Source organism: Samsonia erythrinae, assembly GCF_004342665.1.
Classification (GTDB): domain Bacteria; phylum Pseudomonadota; class Gammaproteobacteria; order Enterobacterales; family Enterobacteriaceae; genus Samsonia; species Samsonia erythrinae.
Map to the genome: position 1 here is coordinate 173062 of NZ_SMBY01000004.1, position 22404 is coordinate 195465.

Genomic DNA, 22404 nt, shown 5'->3' on the forward strand with positions numbered 1-22404 from the left:
TGCTGACCAAGTCCGTAGAGCGGGAGTCACGGACAAGACCGTTACGGCGTTGTCTGTGCGTTTCCGTCTGGTATTGGCGCACTTTCGGTATTTATCTCGCCGTCAGCATGTCGGGTATAAACAATCTTGTGCGAATCATTTTCACAGTGCCCCACCACCTGACCCGCAGCCTGATCGACCTGATCGTTTGGTACGATATCCAGTGTAAAACCGGATTCTGGCACGCCGTTGGCAAGAATTTTCTGGGTGATATCCGCCTTCACGCTTTCGCAAGACGCCTGTGCAGCCAGCGGAGCAACCAGGAATAACGCGGCACCCAAAATGACGGTTTTTTTCATGTTGTCCATCCTTTTTCTGAAGATATTTCTCTTTGAGTATATCAAAGGGTGGCGATAACGCTAAAAAGCAGCATTAACAACCTGAGTGCCAATTAATTAAACGCAGGGGCCTGTGGCGCAGCCATACATCATGAACAATGGCGCGAGAATAATAGCCGGAACCATGAGCGGCGCCAGCAGCACCTCTTTGCCGTCGTTATCGCTGTTGTTGATAATCACGGGGATCGGCTGTGCTAATCGGCCTTTCTCTGTCGGACTGACTAATGAACCATCTTTCTTGCTGAAATGACCTTGTGCGGAAAATGTCACCTCGCCTTGCCCATTTGCGGTTGGGATCGCTGCCGAGAATCGCTCGCGTAAGTCGGTTTCCTGTTCTTTCGTCAATGAACGCGTATTGATTAGATTTTTATAGCTGGCATAAACCTGACCTTGTCGCATTGAAAAGTTCACTTTCACGCCGATGATCGCGTCTTTATAGTCATGATAAAACGCGTAATAGTCCTGATACTCCTTTTGGGCGCTAGCTTCAGGGAACTGATAGAGATAAGTGTCGGACTGCGCAATAATTACGCCGTTGTCATTGACGACGTGTGTGATCGCGTCCGTGGCCGGATAGGTTCTGGCACACGCACTGACGAATAAGCACATGATGAGTACGCCGCACCCTTTCAAGTGAAAATAACGCAAAAATCCCTGCGCAAAATCCTTATTCATTCTGATTCACTCCGTATTCTGGGTAAGGTCTGTGTTATTTCGGTATCGTCGCGGGCGAGGCTGGCCGTTAAACGACGGCTGGAATATGGCGACTTCGCTGCAACAGGATGAGAAAAGAAGAAACCCACGCCGTAAGACGTGGGCGATGCATCAGGGGTTCACCGGGCGGCCGGTACGACGGTCGAGACAGCGTTCAGTTGTGTTTTCCCAGTAAGCATTGACGTTGTAGCTGGCGTTGCACTTTTCACGCCCGTCAATCGCTTTTTCGGCTTTGTCGAATTCTTTCTCAACGCGGCTATTGACTTTGTTTCGCAGCGAATGGGTTGAGTCCCACTGTTCTTTACTCTGGCGCGCCGCTTCTTTTGACAGCGCGCTGTCTCCCGATTCAACGATGACATGACGGGTATCAGCCTGTGCAGGCTGCCAGGCCGCAGAAACGATAACCAGAGAAAGCGGGATTAATGCTCGAATCACAGAAGAAAAAGTGTAGTGGTTCATGTGTCACCTTGACAGAATGAATGATTGAACAAACGAAGGGTTACCTATGGCGAAAAGTATACCGCCTTCGCTTCAACGGCACTATAACGGTGCTGCACAGGACTAAGGATAGCCATCGCTGAGGAAAGGGCGCGGAAAACAGCGTTCACGCCCCGACGTCACCGCTATGGCCGCGATCAACCTTCGCGGTGTACGTTTAAGCCGGCAAAAGACTGGCTGACCGGCATCATCTCCAGCGTATTGATATTGACGTGTGCCGGCAGGGTAGCGACCCAAAATACCGCTTCGGACACATCCTCCGCCGTCAGCGGCGTCGTGTTGTCATAAGTTTTGCTGACTTTATCGTCATTGCCTTTAAAGCGTACCGACGAAAATTCGGTTCCACCAACCAGTCCCGGTTCGATATTGGTTACGCGGATATGCGTACCAAACAGATCTGCGCGCAATCCCAGACTAAACTGCTGTACAAACGCTTTGGTGGCGCCATAGACGTTGCCGCCGGCATACGGCCAGTTCCCTGCGGTGGAGCCAATATTGATGATATGCCCGATGTTGCGCTCCACCATCGCAGGCAGCAGGGCGCGCGTCATGAAGACCAACCCTTTGTTGTTGGTCTCAATCATATTTTCCCAATCGTCTGCCGAAGCCTTATATGCAGGTTCCAGTCCCAGCGCCAGCCCGGCATTGTTCACCAGCACATCAATGGTGCGCCATTCCGCAGGCAGCGAGGCGACGGCCTGCTCAATCCCCTGACGATCGCGCACGTCCAGTTTTAACGGATACAGCGCATCGCCCAGTTCGGCTTTTAGCGCATCCAGACGCGCCTGACGGCGGCCAGTGGCAATGACCTTATGGCCCGCGCCAATAAACTTATGGGTAATTGATTCGCCAAAACCCGCCGTTGCACCGGTAACAAAAATAATCATGCTTTTCTCCCTGACCGTTTTCAGATTATGCGTGTGCCTGATAGCAACTCATAAAAGGCATAACAGCATTTAGCCGCGCAATTCATTGTGGGTCAAGCATTACACCAGCAGCCAGCCATTTCCACCGGGACACGATGCTATTGCCGTTCTCCTGCGCTATCGCTATCTTAACCTGCGTAGGCTTCTCAACTGAAAGGACGACCCCATGCCGCATATTGATGTCAAATACTTCCCGCGAAACCTGTCTGAAGACGAGAAAAAAACAATTGCAGATGAGCTGACCGCGGTGCTGAAAACACATTTTGGCTCTTCCGATGACTCACTTTCTGTGGCGATGAATGAAATTCAGCCCGAGCGCTGGAAAGAAGAGGTCTACGATCCGCTTATCAAGCCGCAGTTGGCGACGCTGGTAAAAAAACCGGGCTATACCTATTAATCCACGCCCCATTCTGCACAGTTAATTTGCCTGCTCCGGTACTTTTTCTTCTTTCGCGGGGCGGGTCGACCACCAACAGAGCAGCGATCCGAGGCTCACCATCGCCGCGCCCTGCCAGAAAGAAACGGTTAACGTCGAATCAAGGATAAAGGCCGCCAGAGCCGCAGAAATGACAGGAATAAAATAAGACGCCGTCGCCAGAAGGGTGACGTTGCCATGAAGAATGCCGATATTCCACGCAGCATATCCAAATCCCAGCGCGCCCGCGGCAAGAAATAAATGAATGACCGCGGACGTCTGGATGACAAACGCGGGCTGAGGCGCCAACAGATATTTAACCCATAGCGTGAGCGCCGTCAGCATAAAGAAGAGCGTCACGCCATTCGCGCCATTCGCGATTTTCGTTGTCACGACGCAGTAAACCGCCCAGATAATCGCGCCGCTAAAGGCGAGCCCATAGCTTAAGGGATTGGTATAGAGATTATTCACGATACTGTGCAGAGATAGGCCATCTTCACCCCCCACGATGCCGCTCACGCCCAGAATGGCGAGCAGTACGCCGGGTAGGAGCGTAAGACGGGCTCTTTGTCGATTAATCAGCACAGACAGAAGGATGGTCAGGCTCGGCCATAGATAGTTAACCATACCGATTTCGATGGCCTGCGTACCACTATTGGCATAGCCAAGCGATAACGAGAGACACAGTTCATAGCTGACGAACAGGATGCTGCCGATGATGAGATAAGAGGGGGGAAACGTTTTAAGTTTAGGAAAACCTACCGTTATTAATAGCATCAGGGAGCCCAGCGTATAGATCATTGCCGCGCCGCCAACCGGCCCAAACCCTTCGCTCACGCTTCGAATAAGTCCAAGCATGGCACTCCAAAGCATAATCGCCGTTAACCCGATTAACGTCGCTTTTTGTGATGTCATTTCTTCAAATACCCTAGAATTTCTGTCTATTCAACTGTACGACGGCGCGAAGGTGAGCGGGATCATACGGTCAGAAAACTCGATATGATGAAGCAGACGAGCGGCAGGTTCAACCATTACAATTGCGGTGCCGCGATGCGGGCAGGGAGGAATATAGCCGACAACCGGTGACGGTTGTCGGCTATTTACGGTAAGTGCGGGAGGCTTACGCTGTCAGCACTTCCTGAGCGGTATTTTCAACCAGCGCCAGCAGGGTTTTGACATCATCCAGACTGACCGTTGGGTTTAATAACGTCAGTTTCAGACAGGTCACACCATTAAATTCGGTCACACCAACGTTAGCACGACCTGATTCCAGCAGCGCATCGCCAACCCGTTGGTTGAGCAGGGCGATGGCGGCATCATCTGCTGTTGCCAACTGCGGCGGGCGGGCGCGAAACAAGACGCTTGCCAGCTGTGGCTCCATGACCAACTCCAGCTCAGGTTGCTCAGTAATAAACTGCGCCACCTGCTGCGCCAGCGTCACGCCATGATCGATGATCGCGGCGTACTGCCGCTGGCCCAACGCTTCCAGCCCCATCCACAGTTTCAAGGCATCAAAACGACGCGTTGTCTGCAACGATTTTGACACCAGATTAGGCACGCCCTGTGCTTCGTCGAATTCGGAGTTCAGGTAAGCCGCCTGATAACGCATCAGCTCGTAATGGCGGGCGTCTTTCAGCAGGAAGGCGCCGCAACTGATGGTTTGGAAGAACTGTTTATGGAAGTCCAGCGTAATGGAATCCACCAACTCAATCCCGTCCAGATAGTCACGATACTTCTCAGACAGCAGCAGCGCGCCGCCCCAGGCGGCATCGACATGCACCCAGATCTGATGTTCTGCGGCCAGTGTCGCGATGGCGCGCAGCGGATCAATCGCGCCGGCGTCGGTGGTGCCCGCGGTGGCCACAATCGCCAGGATCTGTTCACCGTTAGCCTTGGCCTGCGCGACTTTATCGGCTAAATCGTTCAAATCCATCCGCGCGTAGCGATCGGTTTTCACCTGCGTGACGGATTGATAACCCAACCCGAGTAAAGCCATGTTCTTTTGCACCGAAAAATGGGCGTTTTCAGAACAGAAGACTTTAATTTTCTTCAGGTTGCCAGTCAGTCCGTGCAACTGGACCGAATGCCCCTGACGGGCAAAGAAAGCATCGCGTGCCAGCATCAGCCCCATCAGATTGCTCTGTGTGCCGCCGCTGGTAAACACCCCGGCATCGCCTGACGGATAGCCAACCTGAGTACGTAGCCATTCAATCAGTTTCATCTCAATGAGCGTGGCCGATGGGCTTTGATCCCAGGAATCCATACTCTGATTCGTGGCATTAATTAACACTTCCGCCGCCTGACTGACCACCAGACTCGGGCAGTGCAGGTGCGCGACACACTGGGGGTGATGCACGGACAGGCTGTCTTGCAAGAAGTACTCAATCGCCCGCGCAATGGCGGCCTGATTCCCCAATCCCTCAGCATTAAAATCCAGCGAAATACGCTCACGCAGCTCGGCGACGCTTTTGCCTTGATACATCTCAGGTTGTTGTAACCATGCAATAACGGCCTGAGTGCTCTGCGTCATGGCTTCCTGATAGGCTTCGATACTCTGCGCAGAGGATGCCAGAATCGGATTTAACTTAGACATCACGGCATTCACTCCACTCAAACCGGCTTCACGCCAGCAGATAACAGGGCGTTTTCAAATTTATCGAGGAAGATCTCCAATTCAGCGTTGCTGATGAGCAGAGAAGGGAGCAGACGCAGTACGCAGCCATTACGACCGCCGCGCTCCAGAATCAGGCCCGCTTCAAAGCATTTTTTCTGCAACAGCGCAGACAGTTCGCCATCGGCCGGATAACATCCCAAATGATCCTGTGCTTCATCAGGTTTGACGATCTCAATCCCGATCATGAGCCCCAGACCGCGAACATGACCTATCACCGGATAGCGCTGTTGCAACGCGGCCAGCCTGCCTTTCAACCATTCACCTTGCTCAGCGACTTTCTCTGCTATCTTATTCTCGATGAGGTGTTTCAGGGTTGTCAGACCGGTTGCCATTGCCAGTTGGTTACCGCGGAACGTGCCGGTATGGTGGCCGGGCGCCCAAGCATCAAACTGCTTTTTGATACCCAGGACAGCTAATGGCAAACCGCCGCCGACGGCTTTTGACATCACGATGATGTCGGGTTCAATGCCCGCGTGTTCAAAGGCAAAGAACTTACCGGTACGCGCGAAACCGGCCTGAACTTCATCGACAATCAGCAAGATGCCGTGTTCCTGCGTGACCTGACGGATACGCTGTAACCACTCTACCGGTGCGGGGTTCACGCCGCCTTCACCCTGAACCGCTTCCAGAATGACTGCCGCCGGTTTACGCACGCCGCTTTCGACATCGTTAATCAGGTTTTCGAAGTAGTAAGTTAATGCTTTTACGCCAGCCTCGCCGCCAATACCCAATGGGCAGCGGTACTGGTGGGGATAGGGCATGAACTGAACTTCTGGCATCATCCCGTCAACGGCTTCTTTGGGGGACAGATTGCCTGTTACCGACAGCGCGCCGTGAGTCATACCGTGGTAGCCCCCGGAGAAACTGATCACGCCGGAACGTCCGGTGTATTTTTTAGCCAGCTTCAGCGCAGCTTCCACCGCATCGGCGCCGGAAGGGCCCGTAAACTGAAGGCAGTACGCTTTACCCTGTCCGGGTAATAACGACAGCAGATACTCAGAGAACCGATCTTTCAACGGCGTAGTGAGATCGAGCGTATGTAACGGCAAGCCGCTGGTAATGACACTTTGGATGCTTTGCAATACGTCAGGGTGGTTATGTCCAAGCGCCAACGTACCCGCACCAGCCAGGCAATCAAGATATTGTTTATTATCAACATCCGTGATCCAGACACCTTCCGCTTTCGCAATTGCCAAAGGCAATTTACGGGGATAACTCCTCACGTTTGATTCAAATTCGGACTGTCTTGCCAAATAGGTCTCGTTGTTTCCGGTAAATGAATTTGCACCTAAGCTGTCAATACGGACTTTATCCGTCATCATATCTCTCCTACAACCGTGGGGGATGGGTACACCACCGTTGAATAAATAAATTAAACACATAACCACTATAAGAAAAGCGCGGCCAATATAGGGTTTTTCAGTCACCGACTCAATGATTTATTTCATTTCTAAATATTTATTTTTATAGATAAAAATCAATAGGTTAATTTATTTTATCGGGGGATGTTACCACGATTGTTTTACCTGTTTATTAAATGAGCGAAAAAATCCTGCGCCAGCACGCTTAACGCGATGCAAAGAGGGCTGCGGTCACATGAATGGCACTTAAGGGGGGAACATCATTTCCGTTGTTGCCCTTAAACATACCGAGTGGTATGTTTAAGGGCATGACAACTAATCATCATCGTAAAAAACAACCCGAGCTTGTCAGGGCTTCTCTGATTACGTGTGCAAAAGCGCTGGCGGAAACGCGCGGTCTTTCTGCCATCAGCGTGCTGGCCATCTGTGATATGGCGGGGGTGACCAAAGGCGCTTTTTTTCATCATTTTCAGAATAAAGAGGCGCTGCTTAACTGTGTCTTTGAACAGATGATCGTCGATTTTTCAGATGAAATCGAAAAACTGATGGCCGAGGATCCTTCTGATACCGGGGCGTTCACCCGGGCATATCTTGAGCTGGGGATCTCAACCATGAAGAATCGCGGCCTAATGACGTTGTGGAAGTCTGCCATGGCGGATGAAAACATCTGTAGCCTATGGCGGGAATGGTATCTTGGCATGCTTGCGAAGCGCGGGGAGCTTGAGGATAAGCCAAATTTATCTATCGTGCGATTTGCTGCTGACGGATTATGTCTGGGGATGAGCATGCAGATAGTTCCCGATAATCTGGACGTCAACATTTCCGCGCTGCGTCAGCTTGCCTCTGACGCGTCAGTAAACAACCCAAGACAACTTAACGTTTAATCAATCAACCCGGAGTAACTCATGCCGAATCCTTTTCTCATTATTGGTGGTTACGGGACTGTTGGTTCCCATCTTGTTACGCTGCTGAACCAGTTTCAGCCAGAACTGCCGATTGTTATTGCGGGGCGAAATGAAAAAAAAGCCCGTGAAGCTGCAACGCGATTTCATAATACGACAGGCATAGCGGTAGATACGCAGCGAAGCGATCTGGGCATCGATCCTGAACAAAAGTTCAGTGGCATTGCGCTGCTAACCAATGACTTATCAACAAAGCCCGCGCAGTATGCCGTTAAGCATGGCATCCCTTATACCAGTATTGCGACCCAGCTAAACCACATCGCGCCTAAACTGACGCTGTATCTGAACAACCTATCCGATTGCCGGGTACTCATTCAGGATACGAGCTTCGCAGGCGTTCTGATTTCTGCGGGGATCCAGTGCGCCGGGTATTTTCGTCAGGTTGAGCAGATACGTGTCGGCGTGTTGATGGATGAAAATGACCTTGGCGGGCCGGCCAGTATGGCGGATTTTGATGACTTCGCGCAAAAAGAGGCGGGGCTGGTATTAGATCGTACTCAGTGGAAGGTTCCTCGTGGTGGAGAGGCGGGATATTTATACACGCTAGAGGATGGCGCCACATTTACGGCGACAAGTTTTCCGGGATTTGATGCCGCAGAACTGGCTCACGTGACGCAAGCTGATTCGGTCAGGGTTGATTTAACCGTCGGGCAGACACCCGGCAGTCGCCAAGCGAATAAACCTTCGGTTGAAATCGTATATGAAATGGATGGCACGCTGCATAACGGAAAATCGGGCACCCTGAATTTCCAGCTCACCCACCCGGAGGGACAGTCCTTTCTGACTGCGTTGGGCGTCGCGGTGGGTATTGAGTCACTTCTGCAGAAGGTGAACGCGCCGGGGCTGTATCTGTCCTCGCAGGTGATCCCGGCTGAGCTAATGATGGAACGCCTGACGCAGTCGGGGGGAACGGTAAGGCCGTTAACCGATGTGTCTGATCTTCCGGTAAAAGCAGACTAACGTTTTCTTCAGCCATCCTTTGCCGGATGGCTGTTCTCGTTTCAGTCCCGACATTCTCATTTCACTGGCCCTTACAACCAGACGGTTTTAGCGCCCCCAACGGCTTTTGAGGTAGCGAACGGCTTCCTGAGTTTGTGGCTGATTAAGGTAGTTCTCTCTGAACAGGATGGTGCCGTTTATTTGTGGGAGAGATTCGTTCAAATCGAGCTGCTTTTTTAACTCCGTCACACCACCGTTGATCGTCCAGTCAGGCTCATTCTTTGCCGGTTCACCCACTTTGTACAGCGCAATGCCAATATAAAGACGCGTATTTGTGGGCTTCACGACATCCGCCCACCATTTCGCCAAGACATCATAACGCGCTGCGGTACGGGCAAAAGGCCAGTATAGCTGTGGGGCGATGTAATCCAGCAATCCCTGTTGAACCCAGAGACGGGTATCAGCGTAGGCCTCATCGTAGGTGGCCGCGCCACGGGTCTCCGAACCTGCCGGATCGCTGGAACGGTTACGCCACACGCCAGCGGGACTGACACCGAATTCAACGTTGGGATTCAACTGCTTGATGGTTTGTGAAACCTGCTGAATCAGCTGTTGGGTATTGTGTCGCCGCCAGTCGGCTTTTGAGCTAAATCCCTGACCATATTGTTTAAAGGTATCATTATCATTCAGAGGGGAAGCGGCAGACTCGGCATAGAAATAATCATCGAACTGCACACCGTCAATCGGGTAGCGCGTAACCACTTCGGCCACGATACTGGTGATCCAATCCCGAACCGCGGGGATCCCCGGGTCGAGAACAAAGCGGTCGGCGGCGGTGCGGATCCAGTCTCGATGCAATACAAATACGCTGGCCGGATGCCGGGACAGAGTGCGATTCAGCTCTGCGACGGTTGCAGGCTTGGTGTTAACGGAAACGCGATAAGGATTAAACCAGGCATGGACTTTGATGCCGCGTTTGTGTGCCTCATCCAATAGGAATGCTAACGGGTCATAGCCGGGATCCTCGCCAATCTTACCCGTCAGCATATCTGACCAGGGCAAGAGTTGAGAGGGCCAGAGCGCTGTGCCATCAGGTTTAACCTGAAAAAATACGGTGTTGATTCCAAGATTTTCCAAGTTATCCAGTTTATTCTTCAGTGCGCTCTGCTGCTGAGTAATACGCATCGCCGGATCGGTCGCAGCGACTGATGCTATCGGCGGCCAGTCGAGACGAGAGACGGTCGCCAACCAGACTCCCCGCATTGGGCGCTGACGCGGAGGCGTTTTTTCTGGATGCGACGAGTTAACAGAAGGAAGTGGGGTAACAAGTGAGCTCGGCGGTTTAGACGCGCAACTGGCAAGTAAGAAGGCAGCGGCAATAAATACGACGGGCTTTTTCACGTTGATCAGCGCTTATTTCTACGGCTATTTGCCCAAGGGTCAACGGCATCATCATTGGGGGGGAGGTGAGCGGCGCCATGCAGAGAGTCAAGATACAGCGCTTCAACTTTGTCACGAGCCCAAGGGGTGCGACGCAGAAATTTTAAACTGGATTTGACGCTCGGATCGTTTTTAAAACAATTGATAGCGATCAACTTACTCAGTTGAACCCACCCAAAACGGGCAACCAGCGCATTAACTTGCATCTCAAGCGTTACGCCATGCAAAGGATCTTTAGCAGTAGGAACCGTCATATAACGTCCGGTAGTCTCAGCGTTTGTTCGTAATAAACAGTAACGAGGAAGATTACAAGAAAGCGGGGCGGCCAGCAATCTTATGCCGTTAATCCAAGATTTTTCGATAGGGCTCAACAGATTCGTGGCAAGGGTTCCGCATGCGGCAAATTGAGTGAGCGTTTCACGCCGTAAAGGCCAATAGTGCGAACGCCATGCTGTACGGTGACGTCACCGATCGCGGCGGCGTTATGTCCCAGTGGATGTTGATGCAGCGTTTCGAGCACCGTTGGCGCGGCCTGACGACTGGCGATAATCACCAGTTTGCCTTCATTGGCGAAGTTGAGTGGATCCAGCCCAAGAAGTTCGCAGACGCCGCGCACCGCCGCATTAATGGGTAATGTTGCTTCGCTGATCTCCATCCCGTAACCGCTCATTGCGGCAAACTCATGCAATACGGCGTTGACGCCGCCGCGGGTCGCATCGCGCAGCGCTTTGATTCCCGGAATTGACCACAGCGTCTGGATCATCGGAGCCAGTACCGCACAATCGCTGGTTAATTCACCTTCCAGACCGAGTTGTTCGCGCAAATTGAGGATAGTCGCACCGTGATCCCCCAATGTCCCGCTGACAATAATGACGTCGTCTTTTTCGATTTGGTTGGTTCCCCAGTGGAGCGAGGGTGAAATGGCGCCGATACCGGCCGTATTAATAAAAATTTTATCCGCCGCGCCGCGCGGCACGACTTTGGTATCACCCGTCACGATCGCGATGCCGGCGTCCTGCGCGGTCTGTGCCATCTGGCGCACAATACGTTCCAGTGTATCCAGCGGCAACCCCTCTTCGAGTATAAAGCCGCAGGAAAGCCAGCGCGGTTGCGCACCACTGACCGCGATATCATTGGCTGTCCCGCAGATTGCAAGCTTACCGATGTCGCCTCCGGGGAAAAAAAGCGGGTCGATGACATAACTGTCCGTCGAGAAGGCCAATCGATCGCCGTTGGCCGTCAGTGCCGATAAGGGCAGACGCGCGGCATCTTCTTGTTCCGCAAGCCACGGGTTAGTGAAGGCGTCCATAAACAGGTTGGCGATTAGTTGCTGCATGGCCTGACCACCGCTACCGTGGGCGAGGGTAATGGTTTTCATGCTTCACACTCCTGACTGCGGTATTGATACCAGGCCGCGCATGCCCCTTCCGAAGACACCATCAGGGCGCCAAAGGCATTTTGCGGGTTACAGGTTGTTCCAAAAAGTGGACACTGATGGGGCTTGCAGCGTCCGGTCAGGACATCGCCGCAACGGGCGCGAGGGTCGTCACAGGCTTGTTGCGAATGTGGATGAAAATGCTGTTCCGCATCAAAACACTGATATTCCGGGGTTAATTTGACGCCGGATTGTTCAATCATCCCCAGACCACGCCATTCGGCATTCCCTTCCAGCATAAAGACCTGAGCCATTGCCTCTTGCGCCCGCGTGTTTCCGGTATCAGAGACGATGCGGCGGTATTGATTTTCCACTTTGGGCTGCCCGTCGAGTTTTTGCTCGACCAGCATCAGTACGCCTTGCAGCAAATCGACGGGTTCGAAGCCCGCCACGACCAACGGACGCTGATAGTGGGTCGCAATAAACTGATAACGCTCAATGCCAATCACCATACTGACGTGACCCGGAGCCAGAAACGCATCAATGTCATTATCCGGTTGTTCCAGCAGGCGGCGTAAGGTTGGAATTAACGTAATGTGTTGGCAAAAAAAGTAAAAATTATCCACCTTATCGGCTTTAGCCTGTTGTAGCGTAACCGCGGTGGCAGGCATCGTGGTTTCAAAACCCAGCCCGAAAAACACGACCTGTCGTTGGGGATTAGCGCGCGCCAGTTGTAACGCGTCCATGGGGGAATAGACGACACGAACATCGGCGCCGCGTGCGCTCGCATCCATCAGCGAGCCGGTTTTCCCCGGCACGCGAATCGCATCACCAAAGGTACAGAATATCACCTCCGGGTGACGGGCAATGTCCAGGCAGGTATCAATGCGTCCCATGGGTAAGACACAGACGGGACAACCGGGCCCGTGGATAAATTCAATGTTTTCCGGCAGTAATTGGTCGAGACCAAACTTAAAGATCGCATGGGTATGACCGCCACACACTTCCATAATGCGTAAGGGACGTTGCGCATTATAGTCCGTCAGTTGCGACGCGCGATCGTGGAGACGCTCAATCAACGCCATCACTTTCGCCGGATCGCGATATTCATCGACAAAACGCATTACTGACGCTCCTCACCATACAACAGTGCGCCGACATCCGGTTCCACGGCATACATATTTTGTAAGGCGTCGAGGGTATCTCGAGCGTCATGTTCATCAATGACGCTCATCGCAAAGCCAACGTGGATCAGGACCCATTGGCCGATACGCGGATGTCCGTTTTCGTCGTGGGTGCCGACCAGCGTCATATTGACATCGCGCTGTATGCCGCAGACATCAACTTTGGCGTAACGGCTATCGATGATGTGTATGATTTGCCCGGGAACGCCTATGCACATGGTTGTTGATTCTCCAGCCAGGCGAGCCACTGATTCATGCCGTCGCCTTTCGTGGCGGAAATCTGCAAAATTTCAATCTCAGGGTTGACCTCGCGCGCATAGGCCATGCATTTTTCCACATCGAAATCCAGATACGGCAGTAAATCGACTTTGTTGAGCAGCAGTAACGACGCTGCGGCAAACATATGCGGGTATTTGAGCGGTTTATCCTCACCTTCGGTGACAGACAGCACGACAACTTTATGGCGTTCGCCGAGGTCAAAACTTGCAGGACACACCAGATTGCCGACATTTTCAATAAACAGTATCCCGCGATTTGCCAGCGGGAGACGCTGTATCGCGTCATGGATCATCTGCGCATCCAAATGACAGCCTTTCCCGGTATTGACCTGAATGGCCGGCGTGCCGGTTTCACGAATGCGCGAGGCATCATTGGCGGTTTGCTGATCGCCTTCAATCACGGCGCATTCGCAGCGGTTACGCAGGCGCTTGAGTGTTTCCGTCAGCAGCGTGGTTTTTCCCGAACCGGGGCTGGAAAGCAGATTCAGAACCAACTGATTTTTAGCGGTAAAAACATGACGGTTGTCCGCGGCGATGTGATTGTTTTTGGCCAGAACGTCGATCTCTATTTCCAGCATGCGCCGTTGGGTCATCCCCGGCGCATGCGTGCCGGCCTCGCCGTGACCATAATGAAGATCGCCGTGTTGAGTTTCCCGCGGCTCAAATGCCGGAAGGTGCAAGCCAGTGATGACACTCGCCGGCCGGACGGCAGGGGCGAAAGGCGCGTGGCGGAACACGGAATGGGGATGATGTTCGTCTCCTTCGATATGACGGTTGCCCTCGCCACAACCACAGGTCGTGCACATATTAAATCTCCTGTTCAATTTCCAGACGTTGGATCTGGAGGCCGTCATCCGCCACAATTCGCAGGTTGTCGCTGTTACAGTGCGGGCAGCGACGGACCTGAATCGTCACCAGTGTGACAGCCTGCTGGCAATCATTACACCAGCACTCCGCCTCTTGTTGCTGGAGGTGAAGCTGGCATCCTTCAGCCAGTGTGCCGCGGCAGACCAGTTCGAAGCAGAAGTCCAGAGCGCTGGCTTCTACGCAAGAAAACACGCCGACGGAAAGCCAGACGGCGGTGACTTTTTTAGCCCCATGTTGCAAGGCCTGCTGTGAAATGATTTCAACTGCACGCTGACAAAGAGTGAGCTCGTGCATAGCGCCTCCAACGCGTTAGTGATAGGTATCCAGCAAGTAGCGTGCCAACGGCATTTTTGTTTCTTACCCACAGCGATACTGGCGTGTTATAGCGTGTATTTTTTTTATATGGGCGGGGTTATACGACGATTTTATCGGTTCGGCTTATCTGCTTTTTTTGTGAAAAAGAGCAGGGTTGCTGAGACAGCATTTTATTTTTCGACAATAATGACGAGACAAATTTGTCGACATATTTTCAGACCGTTAAATGGGTAATTTGCGATCTTTCATTCTCCATCCCCTGAATCCCTCTTATTCGTGAACGACCGCTAATATTTCTCCTCAGTGACAATAAAATAATCATTAGAGCCGAAAGTCTTGTAATAGGGGAAAACGGCAAGTAACACCATAAATGAGAATCAATTTCAAAAAAGAAAATCAGGTGTCAGATCAATATATCGTCTGATTACGATTCTATTACTTCGCATTACCCTTACAATAAATGTGTCTTTCTGAATGTGACGACCAGGTTCCCGATGATCTCACTTAGCGCTCCCTGTCATACCGATAGCCACGATAACCGGCAGAAAGCCCTGGCGGATATTGCAGATGAGTTATTACATCAGCAGAATGAGACGGATGTTCTTGCTGTATTAGCCTCACTATCCCCGCGCTGGGTGGTATTTCACAGTGTGGAACTCACGTTGCCAGACGCCGGTAAACTCAGTCAGCAGGTTTTCATCTCTGATGATACCCAGGGACGCCTCCAGACTGGCGCGGGCGGTTATTGTGTGATGCCGCTCAACGATTTGTGTCAGTTTCCTGGGGAATTGGGTTTTATTCGCAAACAAGGTAATAATTTTACCCGCGACGAGTTGTTATTTCTTCGGCAGGTTTCCTGTCTGGCAGGCGGCGTACTTCTTCATATTTCGTTGCTTACCGAATGCCATCAATTACGCGATCAGCGCGATCATTTTCGCATTCTTGTCGATATCACCAATTCTGTTTTATCTCATTTGGAAATGGATGCGTTGGTCGCGGAAGTGTCGCATGAAATTAACCACTTTTTTGGCATCAATTATATTGCCATGATATTGAATGATGCAGAAAAGAATGGCAATTTCTCCATTTATTCAAGTTATTACGATCCCGGTCATCCGGTAGAACGCGAACAGCGTCAGTCTCACCGTAGCGGTTCATTAGTTGAAAAAATCTTGCACAGCCGTCAGGTGCAAATGATCGATCTCAATGATGCGCCATGCTGTGAAGCAAGCGATGCTTTTTTTGATGCGTTACGCGCGAATCACATAACGAAAATCTGCCTGTTGCCGCTTTCCTTTACCCATCAGCCGTTGGGCGTATTGGTGTTGGCGCATCCGCAAGCGGATTTTTTTCATGATGGCAATGTTGAGCTGTTAGGGCAGATCGCCGCCCGAATTGGTATCGCCGTGGATAATGCCGCGGCCTACGGCCAGATTTCCCAGTTAAAAGATACCTTACAAAGTGAGAATATCTGGCTTAATGCCCGGATCCAGAATACCGATAGCGAAAGCGATATTATTTACCAAAGCAAGGTGATGCGTTCGGTACTGGAACAAGTCGAGATGGTGGCGTCGAGTGATAGTACGGTGCTCATTCTTGGCGAAACCGGCACGGGTAAGGAACTTATCGCCCGAGCGATCCATAAGATGAGCCTGCGCAATAAAGAAGCCATGATCAAAATGAACTGCGCCGCGGTGCCATCGGGACTGTTGGAAAGCGATCTTTTTGGTCATGAAAAAGGGGCTTTCACCGGCGCGACAACCGTCCATATCGGTCGTTTTGAGGTAGCCGATGGTGGAACCCTCTTTCTCGATGAAATTGGCGATATGCCGCTGGAGCTTCAACCTAAACTATTGCGGGTATTGCAGGAGCGGGAAATTGAACGGATAGGCAGTAATAAAGTGATTCCCGTGAATGTCCGGCTCATCGCTGCGACTAACCGCGATCTGAAACAGATGTCATTGGATCGGGAGTTTCGGAGCGACCTGTATTACCGCCTGAATGTTTTCCCCATCTCCATTCCTCCGCTCCGTGAACGACCAGAAGATATTCCGCTATTGGCGAAATTTTTCACTCAGAAAATTGCCAGACGTATGAAACGCCATATCGACAGTATTCCAGCGGATGCGTTACGCCAACTCAGCCGTTATCCGTGGCCGGGTAATGTACGTGAACTGGAAAATGTTATCGAAAGGGCGGTGATCCTGACCCGTGGCAGAACCTTGAATATTCAATTGCATGAATTGCAGCATGCGGCACCGTTGCCGGAAGTGAAAGAGAAGCCCGTCACATTGACGCCCCCGCCGGAAACCGATGAGGAAGAACGGAAACGGATCGTTGAGGTATTACGTGAAACCAATGGTATTGTGGCCGGACCGCGCGGTGCGGCGATACGCCTGGGCCTGAAACGCACCACATTGCTTTCGCGCATGCAGCGGTTGGGGATCTCAGTACACGATCTGTAGTGTGAGCGTGACACTCAAAGGCCGGAAGCGCTCCGGCCCACAGCTTTCTATTCTGCTTCTTCCGCCGCGCCCAGCAATGCGAAACCGCCGTCGCCGCGCCAACCGTCGAGTCGCTGATAGACGCATTCCACCGCGTGCTTAACTTTATCGGTCATCGGGTAACAGAATCCGACGATATCTGGCTGGATACCGAGAAAAAGAACCTCATCGATCTCTTCGCTCAGTCGCTCAATCAGGAAGTTGAGTGGCATATTGTGTGTGCTCATAATGAACATGTCGGCAATGTCTCGCGGATCGATAAGGCGAATTTCACCGGGATCCAGCCCCATGTCTGCCGCATCGACAATTAACACCCGACGCGGTTGGTGCGCGCTAACCTGATGCGCGACATTTTCCGGCATGGCGCCGCCATCAATCGCGATCCAACCGGCAACGGGGGTGGCGGTCATCATTTCTGCCAGCAAGGGGCCTGCGCCGTCATCGCCCATCATGGCGTTGCCGACGGTCAATACCACATCGGGTACGGGCGTTGTCATGGGCTATTCCCCTTTTTTAACAATTAAGTAAATAGCCGGTTCGTGCTGAATTTCCGCTAATAAACGCATTAAGACGCGGCTCCAGGTGCGAAAGGGTTCCGGCCGATCTTCTTCGGCTAACGGCGCCAATGCAGGGGCCAGCAAATTCACATGGCTGGCATCGATATTAATTTCTCCAAAGGTCAGCAGACCGCGCATTTTACGCTGCGCTTCCTGATCCTCCAGCCTTTCAATCCACTGCGAATAATGGGCCAGATCGCAGGTTAATTCCGTGTTCAGGCAATCAATGATGCCGACGTGGTGACCAATTGCCAGAGAGTAGTACACGACCTGACGGGATTGTTCCGGGACGTCTTCTTTGTCGAGAAATTTCTGTCGTAACGACCAGAATACGACCTTGCCATGCGCATGTTCAGACATGTCGTTCCTCTTGGAGTAAATGCATCAGACGCTGCACAATCTCACGCTGACGCGGGTCGTTTTGTTGGTTAAGCCAATTATCCAATTTTTGCGCGGCGTCATTGTGCGTGGAATCGGCCAGTAGTTTCAGGAACTGGTCGCTGATTTCGCGCCCCTGACGATAGCCGGCTAAACGGCGCGCTTCGCGCTCAACTTGCACTCTGAGAGCCAGCGGGATGGCGGGCAGTAATACGTCGGCTTTCTCGCCGGGTTGCTGCACGTGCGTTTTTCCCTTCAGTTTTTGCTCCAGCAGACCCAGTGCGACGGCAAAACCATGAAGCGTGGCGGCGGGTGTCGGTGGACAACCGGGGATCCAGACGTCGATGGGGACAATGCTTTCGCTTCCGCCCCAAACGCAGTACAGATCGTGGAAAATGCCGCCGCCGCAGCCACAGGCACCGTAGGAAATACAAATTTTCGGATCCGGCGCGGACTCATAAGCGCGGAGAGCAGGGAGTCGCATCGCGCGGGTAACGGCGCCTGTAAAGAGCAAAATATCGGCATGACGCGGCGATGCCACTACCTTGATGCCAAAACGCTCGGCATCAAACAAGGGTGTGATAGCCGCGAAAATTTCAATTTCACAGCCGTTGCAGCCGCCACAGTCCACGCGGTAAACATAGGCGGAGCGCTGAATGTCTTTCAGCAGTTTGCCTTTCAATGCGATGGCCTGCTCATCAAGGGTGATGGGCTGACTGACGTGATGATTCACTTTAATTTCCGGCAAGCGCATTTTTTTCTCCAACGTGATAGTTCAGATTGGTGCTGCCATGATTATCAAGACTTTGGCGTCGTTTACATGCCGGGCAGGTTTCAAACTGTGGCCGCATTTCTTCGACACTCGCGGGGTCCATCCCGGACTGCGTCAGCAGCGCCATGGCGTATTCCACGGATTTATCTGTGGTAAACGGCTGGTGACATAATCGGCAGGACAGCAGAGTGAACGTGGCCCGATTGAACAGATCCGCCTTTTGCGTAACCGCCATTTCAAAATCTTCCGACAGATGAATCGCGCGAGTGGGGCAAACCTCTTCGCAGCGGCCGCAAAAAATGCAGCGCCCCAGAAACAACTGCCAGCTGCGGGAGCCTGCGGCAACATCGGTTTCCATGGTCAGCGCATTGGCCGGGCAGGCGACAGTACAAGCGCCGCAGGCAATACATTGCTGCGCATGATATTCCGGCCTGCCTCTGAATCCCGGAGAAACCTCCATAGGCTTGAAGGGATATTTAACCGTGACATCGCCCGCCCGCTGGATGGTTTTAAATAATTTCAGCATGATTCATCCCTCATTTCAGCGGTGAGTTTTTGCGCTCAATGCCGTAACGCTCGATCTCTTTATACGGAACGGTGGTCGACTTGCATTTGTTGACGTCCACAAGCGTCACGCGGTCAGTACAGGAGTAGCAGGGATCCAGACTCCCGATAATCAGCGGAGCATCAGAGACGGTATTTCCACGCAGCATATAGCGCAGCACAGGCCAGTTCGCGTAGGTTGCGGCGCGACAGCGCCAGCGAAACAGTTTTTGGTTATCGCCCAGCATGCTCCAGTGAACATCCTCGCCGCGAGGTGCTTCTGTCCAGCCAAGCGCAAACTTATAGGGTACATATGTGAAACCTTCCGTGAGGAGCGGGCCTTCCGGCAGATTATCGAGACCGAACTCGATCATCGCCATCGAATCAAGCACCTCCTTGACCCGAACCATAACGCGGGAGAACACATCGCATCCCTCCATGGTAAACAGCGTCTTGGGTAATTGGCCATAGTTGGCGAAGTCATGATCAAAGCGCATATCGCGGGAAAAACCGCTGCCGCGAATCAAAGGACCAACCGGGCTGAAGTCACGGGCGACATGACGATCCAACAGGCCGACGCCTTGAGTTCGTTGCTCAATGTTCGGCGTGTGCAGCAACATTTCCACCAGTTGAGTGACCTCAGCGCGCATTTCGCGGATCACATTGATGCCTTTGACCCGCTGTTCTTTCAGAATATCGCGCCGGATACCGCCAATAAGATTGAGACCGTACGTCTTGCGTGAAGCGGTCAACAGTTCAGCCAGCGTCATCGATTTCTCCCGGACGCGGAAGAACTGCATAAAACCGGTATCGAAACCAACGAAATGGCTGGAGAGTCCAATATTCAACAAGTGGCTATGCAGACGCTCAACTTCCAGCAGCACGCTGCGAATGGCGTGAGCCCGCGGCGGCACATAAATGCCCAGTGCGTTTTCAACGGAGGTGGCATAGGCCACACTGTGAGCAAAACCGCAAATGCCACAGACCCGATCGGACAGGAAAGTCACTTCGTTATATCCCATACGGGTTTCCGCCAGTTTTTCCATGCCGCGGTGGACGTAGAACAGACGATAATCCGCATCGACAATGTGTTCGCCGTCCACAAACAGGCGGAAGTGACCCGGTTCATCAGAGGTGATATGCATGGGACCGATCGGCACAATGCGCGCTTCGCTACCGCCTTCGTTGATAAACTGATAGGTTTCCGCTTCTGCGGACGGCGTCGGGCGCTGGCGGTAATCCATGGTATCTTTGCGCAACGGATAGAGATCGTCCGGCCAGTCGTCCGGGAGTACCAGCCGGCGTTCATCCGGGAGCCCCACCGGAATTAATCCATACATATCCCGGATTTCACGTTCGCCCCATACCGCCGCGGGCACGCGTGGTGTTACCGACGGGAACTCACGGGTGATGGGATCCACGTGAGCTTTGACAATCACCCAACATTTTTCACCTTGTTCCATCGACAGCGCATAATAGACCGCATAATCGCCGGTTAATGTGCGTTCATCATTCCCGAAGAGTACGGGTAACCAACCGCCGAGTTGATAGTACAGATATTCGACGACATCGGGCAGTGATTCCGTTTTCACCGTGATCGTCAACTGGTCACGGGTTTGCCATTCTTCATCTAATACGGCTGCTGGGAATTGCTGACGCACCTGAGCGAGGTAGTCTGCGCCGCGTTTCTCGCCGCTAATGGCAGTGATGTGGTTATCGTAGCTCACTTTTCTCTCCTGACGGGGTAGTAACGGCATGGTGACGGGGCGTCTGGGAATTCACGTAACGGGCGGCCCACGGCCAGTGATAATGAGGCGGCACGGCTGAGACATCGCCTTGTAGCACCACGGTGGCGGCATTTTCTAAAAGGCGCACAATGGGTTGTGGAATATGGGTCCCCATCATCAGCATCATGATCAGGAGGATCGCCATCGGTAACGTGGTGAGTAGGCCTAACTCGCCTTTACTGACCTGCTCCGGCGGGTTACCAAACAATATGGCCGCGATCGCGCGCACTAAACCACCAAGGACAAGGGTCAACAGCATCAACAAGATAATCGTCAGCCAGAGATGGTCGGCCGCCAGACCCGCAATGACGATCATAAATTCGCTGAGGAACACGTTGAATGGCGGCATCCCCCCCAGACCCAGCGCACCGCCGGCCAGCAGCACGGCGGAAAACGGCACCACTTTCAGCATGCCTCTGGCTACCGTGATATCACGGGTGCCATATTTCAGCAGCACGTTGCCGGAGCCGCAGAACAGCAGGGTCTTACCCAGACTGTGATTAAGCGTGTGCAGCAGCGCCGCCAGGATCCCCAGAGGGCCGCCGATACCCAGCGCGACGGCAATCAGCCCCATATTTTCCACGGAAGAGTAGGCGAGCAGACGTTTGATATCGTTTTGCACCAGAATAAAGCAGGCCGCGATGCCCACGGAAAGCAGGCCGAAAATCAGTAACAAGGTCCCCGTGAAAGCATGACCAATCGTATGGCTAATGATGATGTGATAGCGAAGGATGATCAGCAACGCGCAGTTTAGGAGAACCGCCGACAGCAGGGCGCTGACCGGGCTTGGCGCCTCGCTATGCGCATCGGGCAGCCAGGCATGCATCGGGAACAGACCGGTTTTGGTGCCAAAGCCAATCAACACAAAAACGAAAGCCAACGACATGAGTGTGGCATCCAATTGCGGCGCGTATTTCAGCACGTCGGTCCAGAAAATGGCGTCGTCTGGATTCGGTAGAATATTGGAGGCATTGGCGTAGACCAGGATTGTCCCGAACAGGCCAAAGGCCACGCCGACGGAGCAGATAATGATGTATTTCCACGCGGCTTCCAGCGATGAACGTTGGTTGTAAGTTCCCACCAGAAAGGCGGAGCTAAGCGTGGTGGCTTCAATCGCCGCCCACATCATAATCAGGTTGTTGCTGGTAATGACCAGCAACATGGTGAAGATAAACAGATGGAAGAAACCATAATAGTGACATAATCCGGCAACGCTCACTTCGCCGTCATCGACCTCATGGCGCATGTAGCCCATGGAATAGAGACCGGTGATAAAGCTCACGATACCAAGGATCGCCAGAAACAGCGCGCTCAGGCTGTCAAGGTGTAGCCATTTGTTGGCGGCGAGAATGTCACCTTGCTGATAAATCAGCATGACGACCCCAACGCACTCTGCTAACAGTGCGGCAATTCCCACGGCATGCACTATCGTGGTCAGCTTGCGCGCGGCGGCCCCCGTCAGACGGCAGGCGAAACTCAGCACCGCAATACACAGTGGCGTCAGCAGCAAATATAAAAGCGCAGATGTATTGCTCATT

Annotated in this window: 24 protein-coding genes; 4 read left to right on the forward strand and 20 right to left on the reverse strand. The window is 52.7% G+C overall.

Features of this window, described 5'->3' with window-relative positions; genetic code table 11:
* Positions 1-41: 41 nt before the first annotated feature.
* From EDC54_RS09295 to ydfG, 4 genes are all read right to left on the reverse strand, one after another.
* The gene (locus EDC54_RS09295; protein ID WP_132455462.1) at positions 42-338 is read right to left on the reverse strand and encodes a DUF1161 domain-containing protein; all 297 of its coding nucleotides are present in this window, start codon (positions 336-338) and stop codon (positions 42-44) included.
* Positions 339-434: 96 nt separating this feature from the next.
* Complete coding sequence (locus tag EDC54_RS09300) at positions 435-1052, reverse strand: hypothetical protein (protein WP_132455464.1); 618 nt, start codon at positions 1050-1052, stop codon at positions 435-437.
* 150 nt (positions 1053-1202) lie between these two features.
* Positions 1203-1550, reverse strand: coding sequence for a DUF1283 family protein (locus EDC54_RS09305; protein ID WP_132455466.1), 348 nt, complete (start codon positions 1548-1550; stop codon positions 1203-1205).
* Positions 1551-1726: 176 nt separating this feature from the next.
* Positions 1727-2476: a bifunctional NADP-dependent 3-hydroxy acid dehydrogenase/3-hydroxypropionate dehydrogenase YdfG gene (ydfG, locus tag EDC54_RS09310; protein WP_132455468.1), complete on the reverse strand. Its 750-nt coding sequence runs from the start codon at positions 2474-2476 to the stop codon at positions 1727-1729.
* 205 nt (positions 2477-2681) lie between these two features.
* On the opposite strand from ydfG, the gene pptA reads away from it, so the two are divergent.
* Positions 2682-2912 carry a tautomerase PptA gene (pptA, locus tag EDC54_RS09315; protein ID WP_132455470.1) on the forward strand — a complete coding sequence of 77 codons (231 nt, stop codon included), beginning with the start codon at positions 2682-2684 and terminating at the stop codon, positions 2910-2912.
* A 21-nt stretch (positions 2913-2933) separates the two neighbouring features.
* Here the strand turns inward: pptA and yddG are convergent, their stop codons facing one another.
* The 3 genes from yddG to EDC54_RS09330 form a co-directional block, all read right to left on the reverse strand.
* Positions 2934-3845, reverse strand: a complete 912-nt coding sequence (gene yddG / locus EDC54_RS09320; RefSeq protein ID WP_132455472.1) for an aromatic amino acid DMT transporter YddG — start codon at positions 3843-3845, stop codon at positions 2934-2936.
* A 205-nt stretch (positions 3846-4050) separates the two neighbouring features.
* Complete coding sequence (locus tag EDC54_RS09325; RefSeq protein ID WP_132455474.1) at positions 4051-5523, reverse strand: pyridoxal phosphate-dependent decarboxylase family protein; 1473 nt, start codon at positions 5521-5523, stop codon at positions 4051-4053.
* 17 nt (positions 5524-5540) lie between these two features.
* A complete protein-coding gene (locus tag EDC54_RS09330; RefSeq protein ID WP_132455476.1) occupies positions 5541-6926 on the reverse strand; it encodes a diaminobutyrate--2-oxoglutarate transaminase in 1386 nt (461 codons plus the stop codon).
* A gap of 347 nt (positions 6927-7273) precedes the next feature.
* On the opposite strand from EDC54_RS09330, the gene EDC54_RS09335 reads away from it, so the two are divergent.
* Together EDC54_RS09335 and EDC54_RS09340 are read left to right on the forward strand one after the other, a co-directional pair.
* Entirely contained in the window at positions 7274-7849 is a 576-nt protein-coding gene (locus EDC54_RS09335) for a TetR/AcrR family transcriptional regulator (RefSeq protein ID WP_165904291.1), read from the forward strand.
* A gap of 21 nt (positions 7850-7870) precedes the next feature.
* On the forward strand, positions 7871-8887 hold the full coding sequence (locus EDC54_RS09340) for a Rossmann-fold NAD(P)-binding domain-containing protein (RefSeq protein ID WP_132455480.1): 1017 nt from the start codon (positions 7871-7873) through the stop codon (positions 8885-8887).
* 87 nt (positions 8888-8974) lie between these two features.
* On the opposite strand, the gene EDC54_RS09345 is transcribed toward EDC54_RS09340, so the two are convergent.
* The 7 genes from EDC54_RS09345 to hypA all read right to left on the reverse strand — a co-directional run bounded on the left by EDC54_RS09345 (position 8975) and on the right by hypA (position 14304).
* Complete coding sequence (locus EDC54_RS09345) at positions 8975-10267, reverse strand: glycoside hydrolase family 10 protein (RefSeq protein WP_132455482.1); 1293 nt, start codon at positions 10265-10267, stop codon at positions 8975-8977.
* Between the two features lie 5 nt (positions 10268-10272).
* Entirely contained in the window at positions 10273-10560 is a 288-nt protein-coding gene (locus EDC54_RS09350; protein ID WP_132455484.1) for a VF530 family protein, read from the reverse strand.
* A 113-nt stretch (positions 10561-10673) separates the two neighbouring features.
* On the reverse strand, positions 10674-11684 hold the full coding sequence (gene hypE / locus EDC54_RS09355) for a hydrogenase expression/formation protein HypE (RefSeq protein ID WP_132455486.1): 1011 nt from the start codon (positions 11682-11684) through the stop codon (positions 10674-10676).
* Positions 11681-12805 carry a hydrogenase formation protein HypD gene (gene hypD, locus EDC54_RS09360; protein WP_132455488.1) on the reverse strand — a complete coding sequence of 375 codons (1125 nt, stop codon included), beginning with the start codon at positions 12803-12805 and terminating at the stop codon, positions 11681-11683. Before hypD ends, hypE begins: the two co-directional genes overlap by 4 nt.
* Positions 12805-13083, reverse strand: a complete 279-nt coding sequence (locus EDC54_RS09365; protein ID WP_132455490.1) for a HypC/HybG/HupF family hydrogenase formation chaperone — start codon at positions 13081-13083, stop codon at positions 12805-12807. Before EDC54_RS09365 ends, hypD begins: the two co-directional genes overlap by 1 nt.
* Complete coding sequence (hypB, locus tag EDC54_RS09370) at positions 13074-13949, reverse strand: hydrogenase nickel incorporation protein HypB (RefSeq protein WP_132455492.1); 876 nt, start codon at positions 13947-13949, stop codon at positions 13074-13076. The genes EDC54_RS09365 and hypB overlap by 10 nt, the downstream gene beginning before the upstream one ends.
* Position 13950: 1 nt before the next feature.
* Positions 13951-14304 carry a hydrogenase maturation nickel metallochaperone HypA gene (gene hypA / locus EDC54_RS09375; RefSeq protein WP_132455494.1) on the reverse strand — a complete coding sequence of 118 codons (354 nt, stop codon included), beginning with the start codon at positions 14302-14304 and terminating at the stop codon, positions 13951-13953.
* A gap of 515 nt (positions 14305-14819) precedes the next feature.
* Between hypA and EDC54_RS09380 the strand changes: the two genes are divergently transcribed.
* Positions 14820-16790, forward strand: coding sequence for a sigma 54-interacting transcriptional regulator (locus tag EDC54_RS09380; RefSeq protein WP_132455496.1), 1971 nt, complete (start codon positions 14820-14822; stop codon positions 16788-16790).
* A gap of 47 nt (positions 16791-16837) precedes the next feature.
* Here EDC54_RS09380 and hycI read toward each other — a convergent pair whose 3' ends face one another.
* Genes hycI through EDC54_RS09410 form a run of 6 tightly spaced genes read right to left on the reverse strand, consistent with a single transcriptional unit; the run spans position 16838 to position 22403 of the window.
* Positions 16838-17326 carry a hydrogenase maturation peptidase HycI gene (hycI, locus tag EDC54_RS18045; RefSeq protein WP_132455498.1) on the reverse strand — a complete coding sequence of 163 codons (489 nt, stop codon included), beginning with the start codon at positions 17324-17326 and terminating at the stop codon, positions 16838-16840.
* Between the two features lie 3 nt (positions 17327-17329).
* Positions 17330-17746 carry a formate hydrogenlyase maturation HycH family protein gene (locus EDC54_RS18050; protein ID WP_132455500.1) on the reverse strand — a complete coding sequence of 139 codons (417 nt, stop codon included), beginning with the start codon at positions 17744-17746 and terminating at the stop codon, positions 17330-17332.
* The gene (locus EDC54_RS09395) at positions 17739-18518 is read right to left on the reverse strand and encodes an NADH-quinone oxidoreductase subunit B family protein (protein WP_132455502.1); all 780 of its coding nucleotides are present in this window, start codon (positions 18516-18518) and stop codon (positions 17739-17741) included. Before EDC54_RS09395 ends, EDC54_RS18050 begins: the two co-directional genes overlap by 8 nt.
* Positions 18499-19062: a hydrogenase 4 subunit H gene (gene hyfH, locus EDC54_RS09400; RefSeq protein WP_132455504.1), complete on the reverse strand. Its 564-nt coding sequence runs from the start codon at positions 19060-19062 to the stop codon at positions 18499-18501. Before hyfH ends, EDC54_RS09395 begins: the two co-directional genes overlap by 20 nt.
* A 10-nt stretch (positions 19063-19072) precedes the next feature.
* Complete coding sequence (locus tag EDC54_RS09405; protein WP_132455506.1) at positions 19073-20806, reverse strand: hydrogenase large subunit; 1734 nt, start codon at positions 20804-20806, stop codon at positions 19073-19075.
* Positions 20793-22403 (reverse strand): hydrogenase 4 subunit F, encoded by a 1611-nt coding sequence (locus tag EDC54_RS09410; protein ID WP_132455508.1) that lies wholly within the window; start codon positions 22401-22403, stop codon positions 20793-20795. The genes EDC54_RS09405 and EDC54_RS09410 overlap by 14 nt, the downstream gene beginning before the upstream one ends.
* Position 22404: the final 1 nt, after the last annotated feature.

Excerpts from the sequence above, each read along its gene's own strand:
- EDC54_RS09380 (WP_132455496.1), top strand. The coding sequence starts at position 14,820 with ATGATCTCACTTAGCGCTCCCTGTCATACCGATAGCCACGATAACCGG.
- hypB (WP_132455492.1), bottom strand. The coding sequence starts at position 13,949 with ATGTGCACGACCTGTGGTTGTGGCGAGGGCAACCGTCATATCGAAGGA.
- hypE (WP_132455486.1), bottom strand. The coding sequence starts at position 11,684 with ATGAAAACCATTACCCTCGCCCACGGTAGCGGTGGTCAGGCCATGCAG.
- EDC54_RS09350 (WP_132455484.1), bottom strand. The coding sequence starts at position 10,560 with ATGACGGTTCCTACTGCTAAAGATCCTTTGCATGGCGTAACGCTTGAG.
- EDC54_RS09365 (WP_132455490.1), bottom strand. The coding sequence starts at position 13,083 with ATGTGCATAGGCGTTCCCGGGCAAATCATACACATCATCGATAGCCGT.
- EDC54_RS09330 (WP_132455476.1), bottom strand. The coding sequence starts at position 6,926 with ATGATGACGGATAAAGTCCGTATTGACAGCTTAGGTGCAAATTCATTT.
- EDC54_RS09305 (WP_132455466.1), bottom strand. The coding sequence starts at position 1,550 with ATGAACCACTACACTTTTTCTTCTGTGATTCGAGCATTAATCCCGCTT.
- EDC54_RS09300 (WP_132455464.1), bottom strand. The coding sequence starts at position 1,052 with ATGAATAAGGATTTTGCGCAGGGATTTTTGCGTTATTTTCACTTGAAA.
- hycI (WP_132455498.1), bottom strand. The coding sequence starts at position 17,326 with ATGACAACGCCCGTACCCGATGTGGTATTGACCGTCGGCAACGCCATG.
- EDC54_RS09340 (WP_132455480.1), top strand. The coding sequence starts at position 7,871 with ATGCCGAATCCTTTTCTCATTATTGGTGGTTACGGGACTGTTGGTTCC.
- pptA (WP_132455470.1), top strand. The coding sequence starts at position 2,682 with ATGCCGCATATTGATGTCAAATACTTCCCGCGAAACCTGTCTGAAGAC.
- ydfG (WP_132455468.1), bottom strand. The coding sequence starts at position 2,476 with ATGATTATTTTTGTTACCGGTGCAACGGCGGGTTTTGGCGAATCAATT.
- EDC54_RS09295 (WP_132455462.1), bottom strand. The coding sequence starts at position 338 with ATGAAAAAAACCGTCATTTTGGGTGCCGCGTTATTCCTGGTTGCTCCG.
- EDC54_RS09325 (WP_132455474.1), bottom strand. The coding sequence starts at position 5,523 with ATGTCTAAGTTAAATCCGATTCTGGCATCCTCTGCGCAGAGTATCGAA.
- EDC54_RS09410 (WP_132455508.1), bottom strand. The coding sequence starts at position 22,403 with ATGAGCAATACATCTGCGCTTTTATATTTGCTGCTGACGCCACTGTGT.
- hypA (WP_132455494.1), bottom strand. The coding sequence starts at position 14,304 with ATGCACGAGCTCACTCTTTGTCAGCGTGCAGTTGAAATCATTTCACAG.
- EDC54_RS09335 (WP_165904291.1), top strand. The coding sequence starts at position 7,274 with ATGACAACTAATCATCATCGTAAAAAACAACCCGAGCTTGTCAGGGCT.
- EDC54_RS18050 (WP_132455500.1), bottom strand. The coding sequence starts at position 17,746 with ATGTCTGAACATGCGCATGGCAAGGTCGTATTCTGGTCGTTACGACAG.
- hyfH (WP_132455504.1), bottom strand. The coding sequence starts at position 19,062 with ATGCTGAAATTATTTAAAACCATCCAGCGGGCGGGCGATGTCACGGTT.
- hypD (WP_132455488.1), bottom strand. The coding sequence starts at position 12,805 with ATGCGTTTTGTCGATGAATATCGCGATCCGGCGAAAGTGATGGCGTTG.
- yddG (WP_132455472.1), bottom strand. The coding sequence starts at position 3,845 with ATGACATCACAAAAAGCGACGTTAATCGGGTTAACGGCGATTATGCTT.
- EDC54_RS09395 (WP_132455502.1), bottom strand. The coding sequence starts at position 18,518 with ATGCGCTTGCCGGAAATTAAAGTGAATCATCACGTCAGTCAGCCCATC.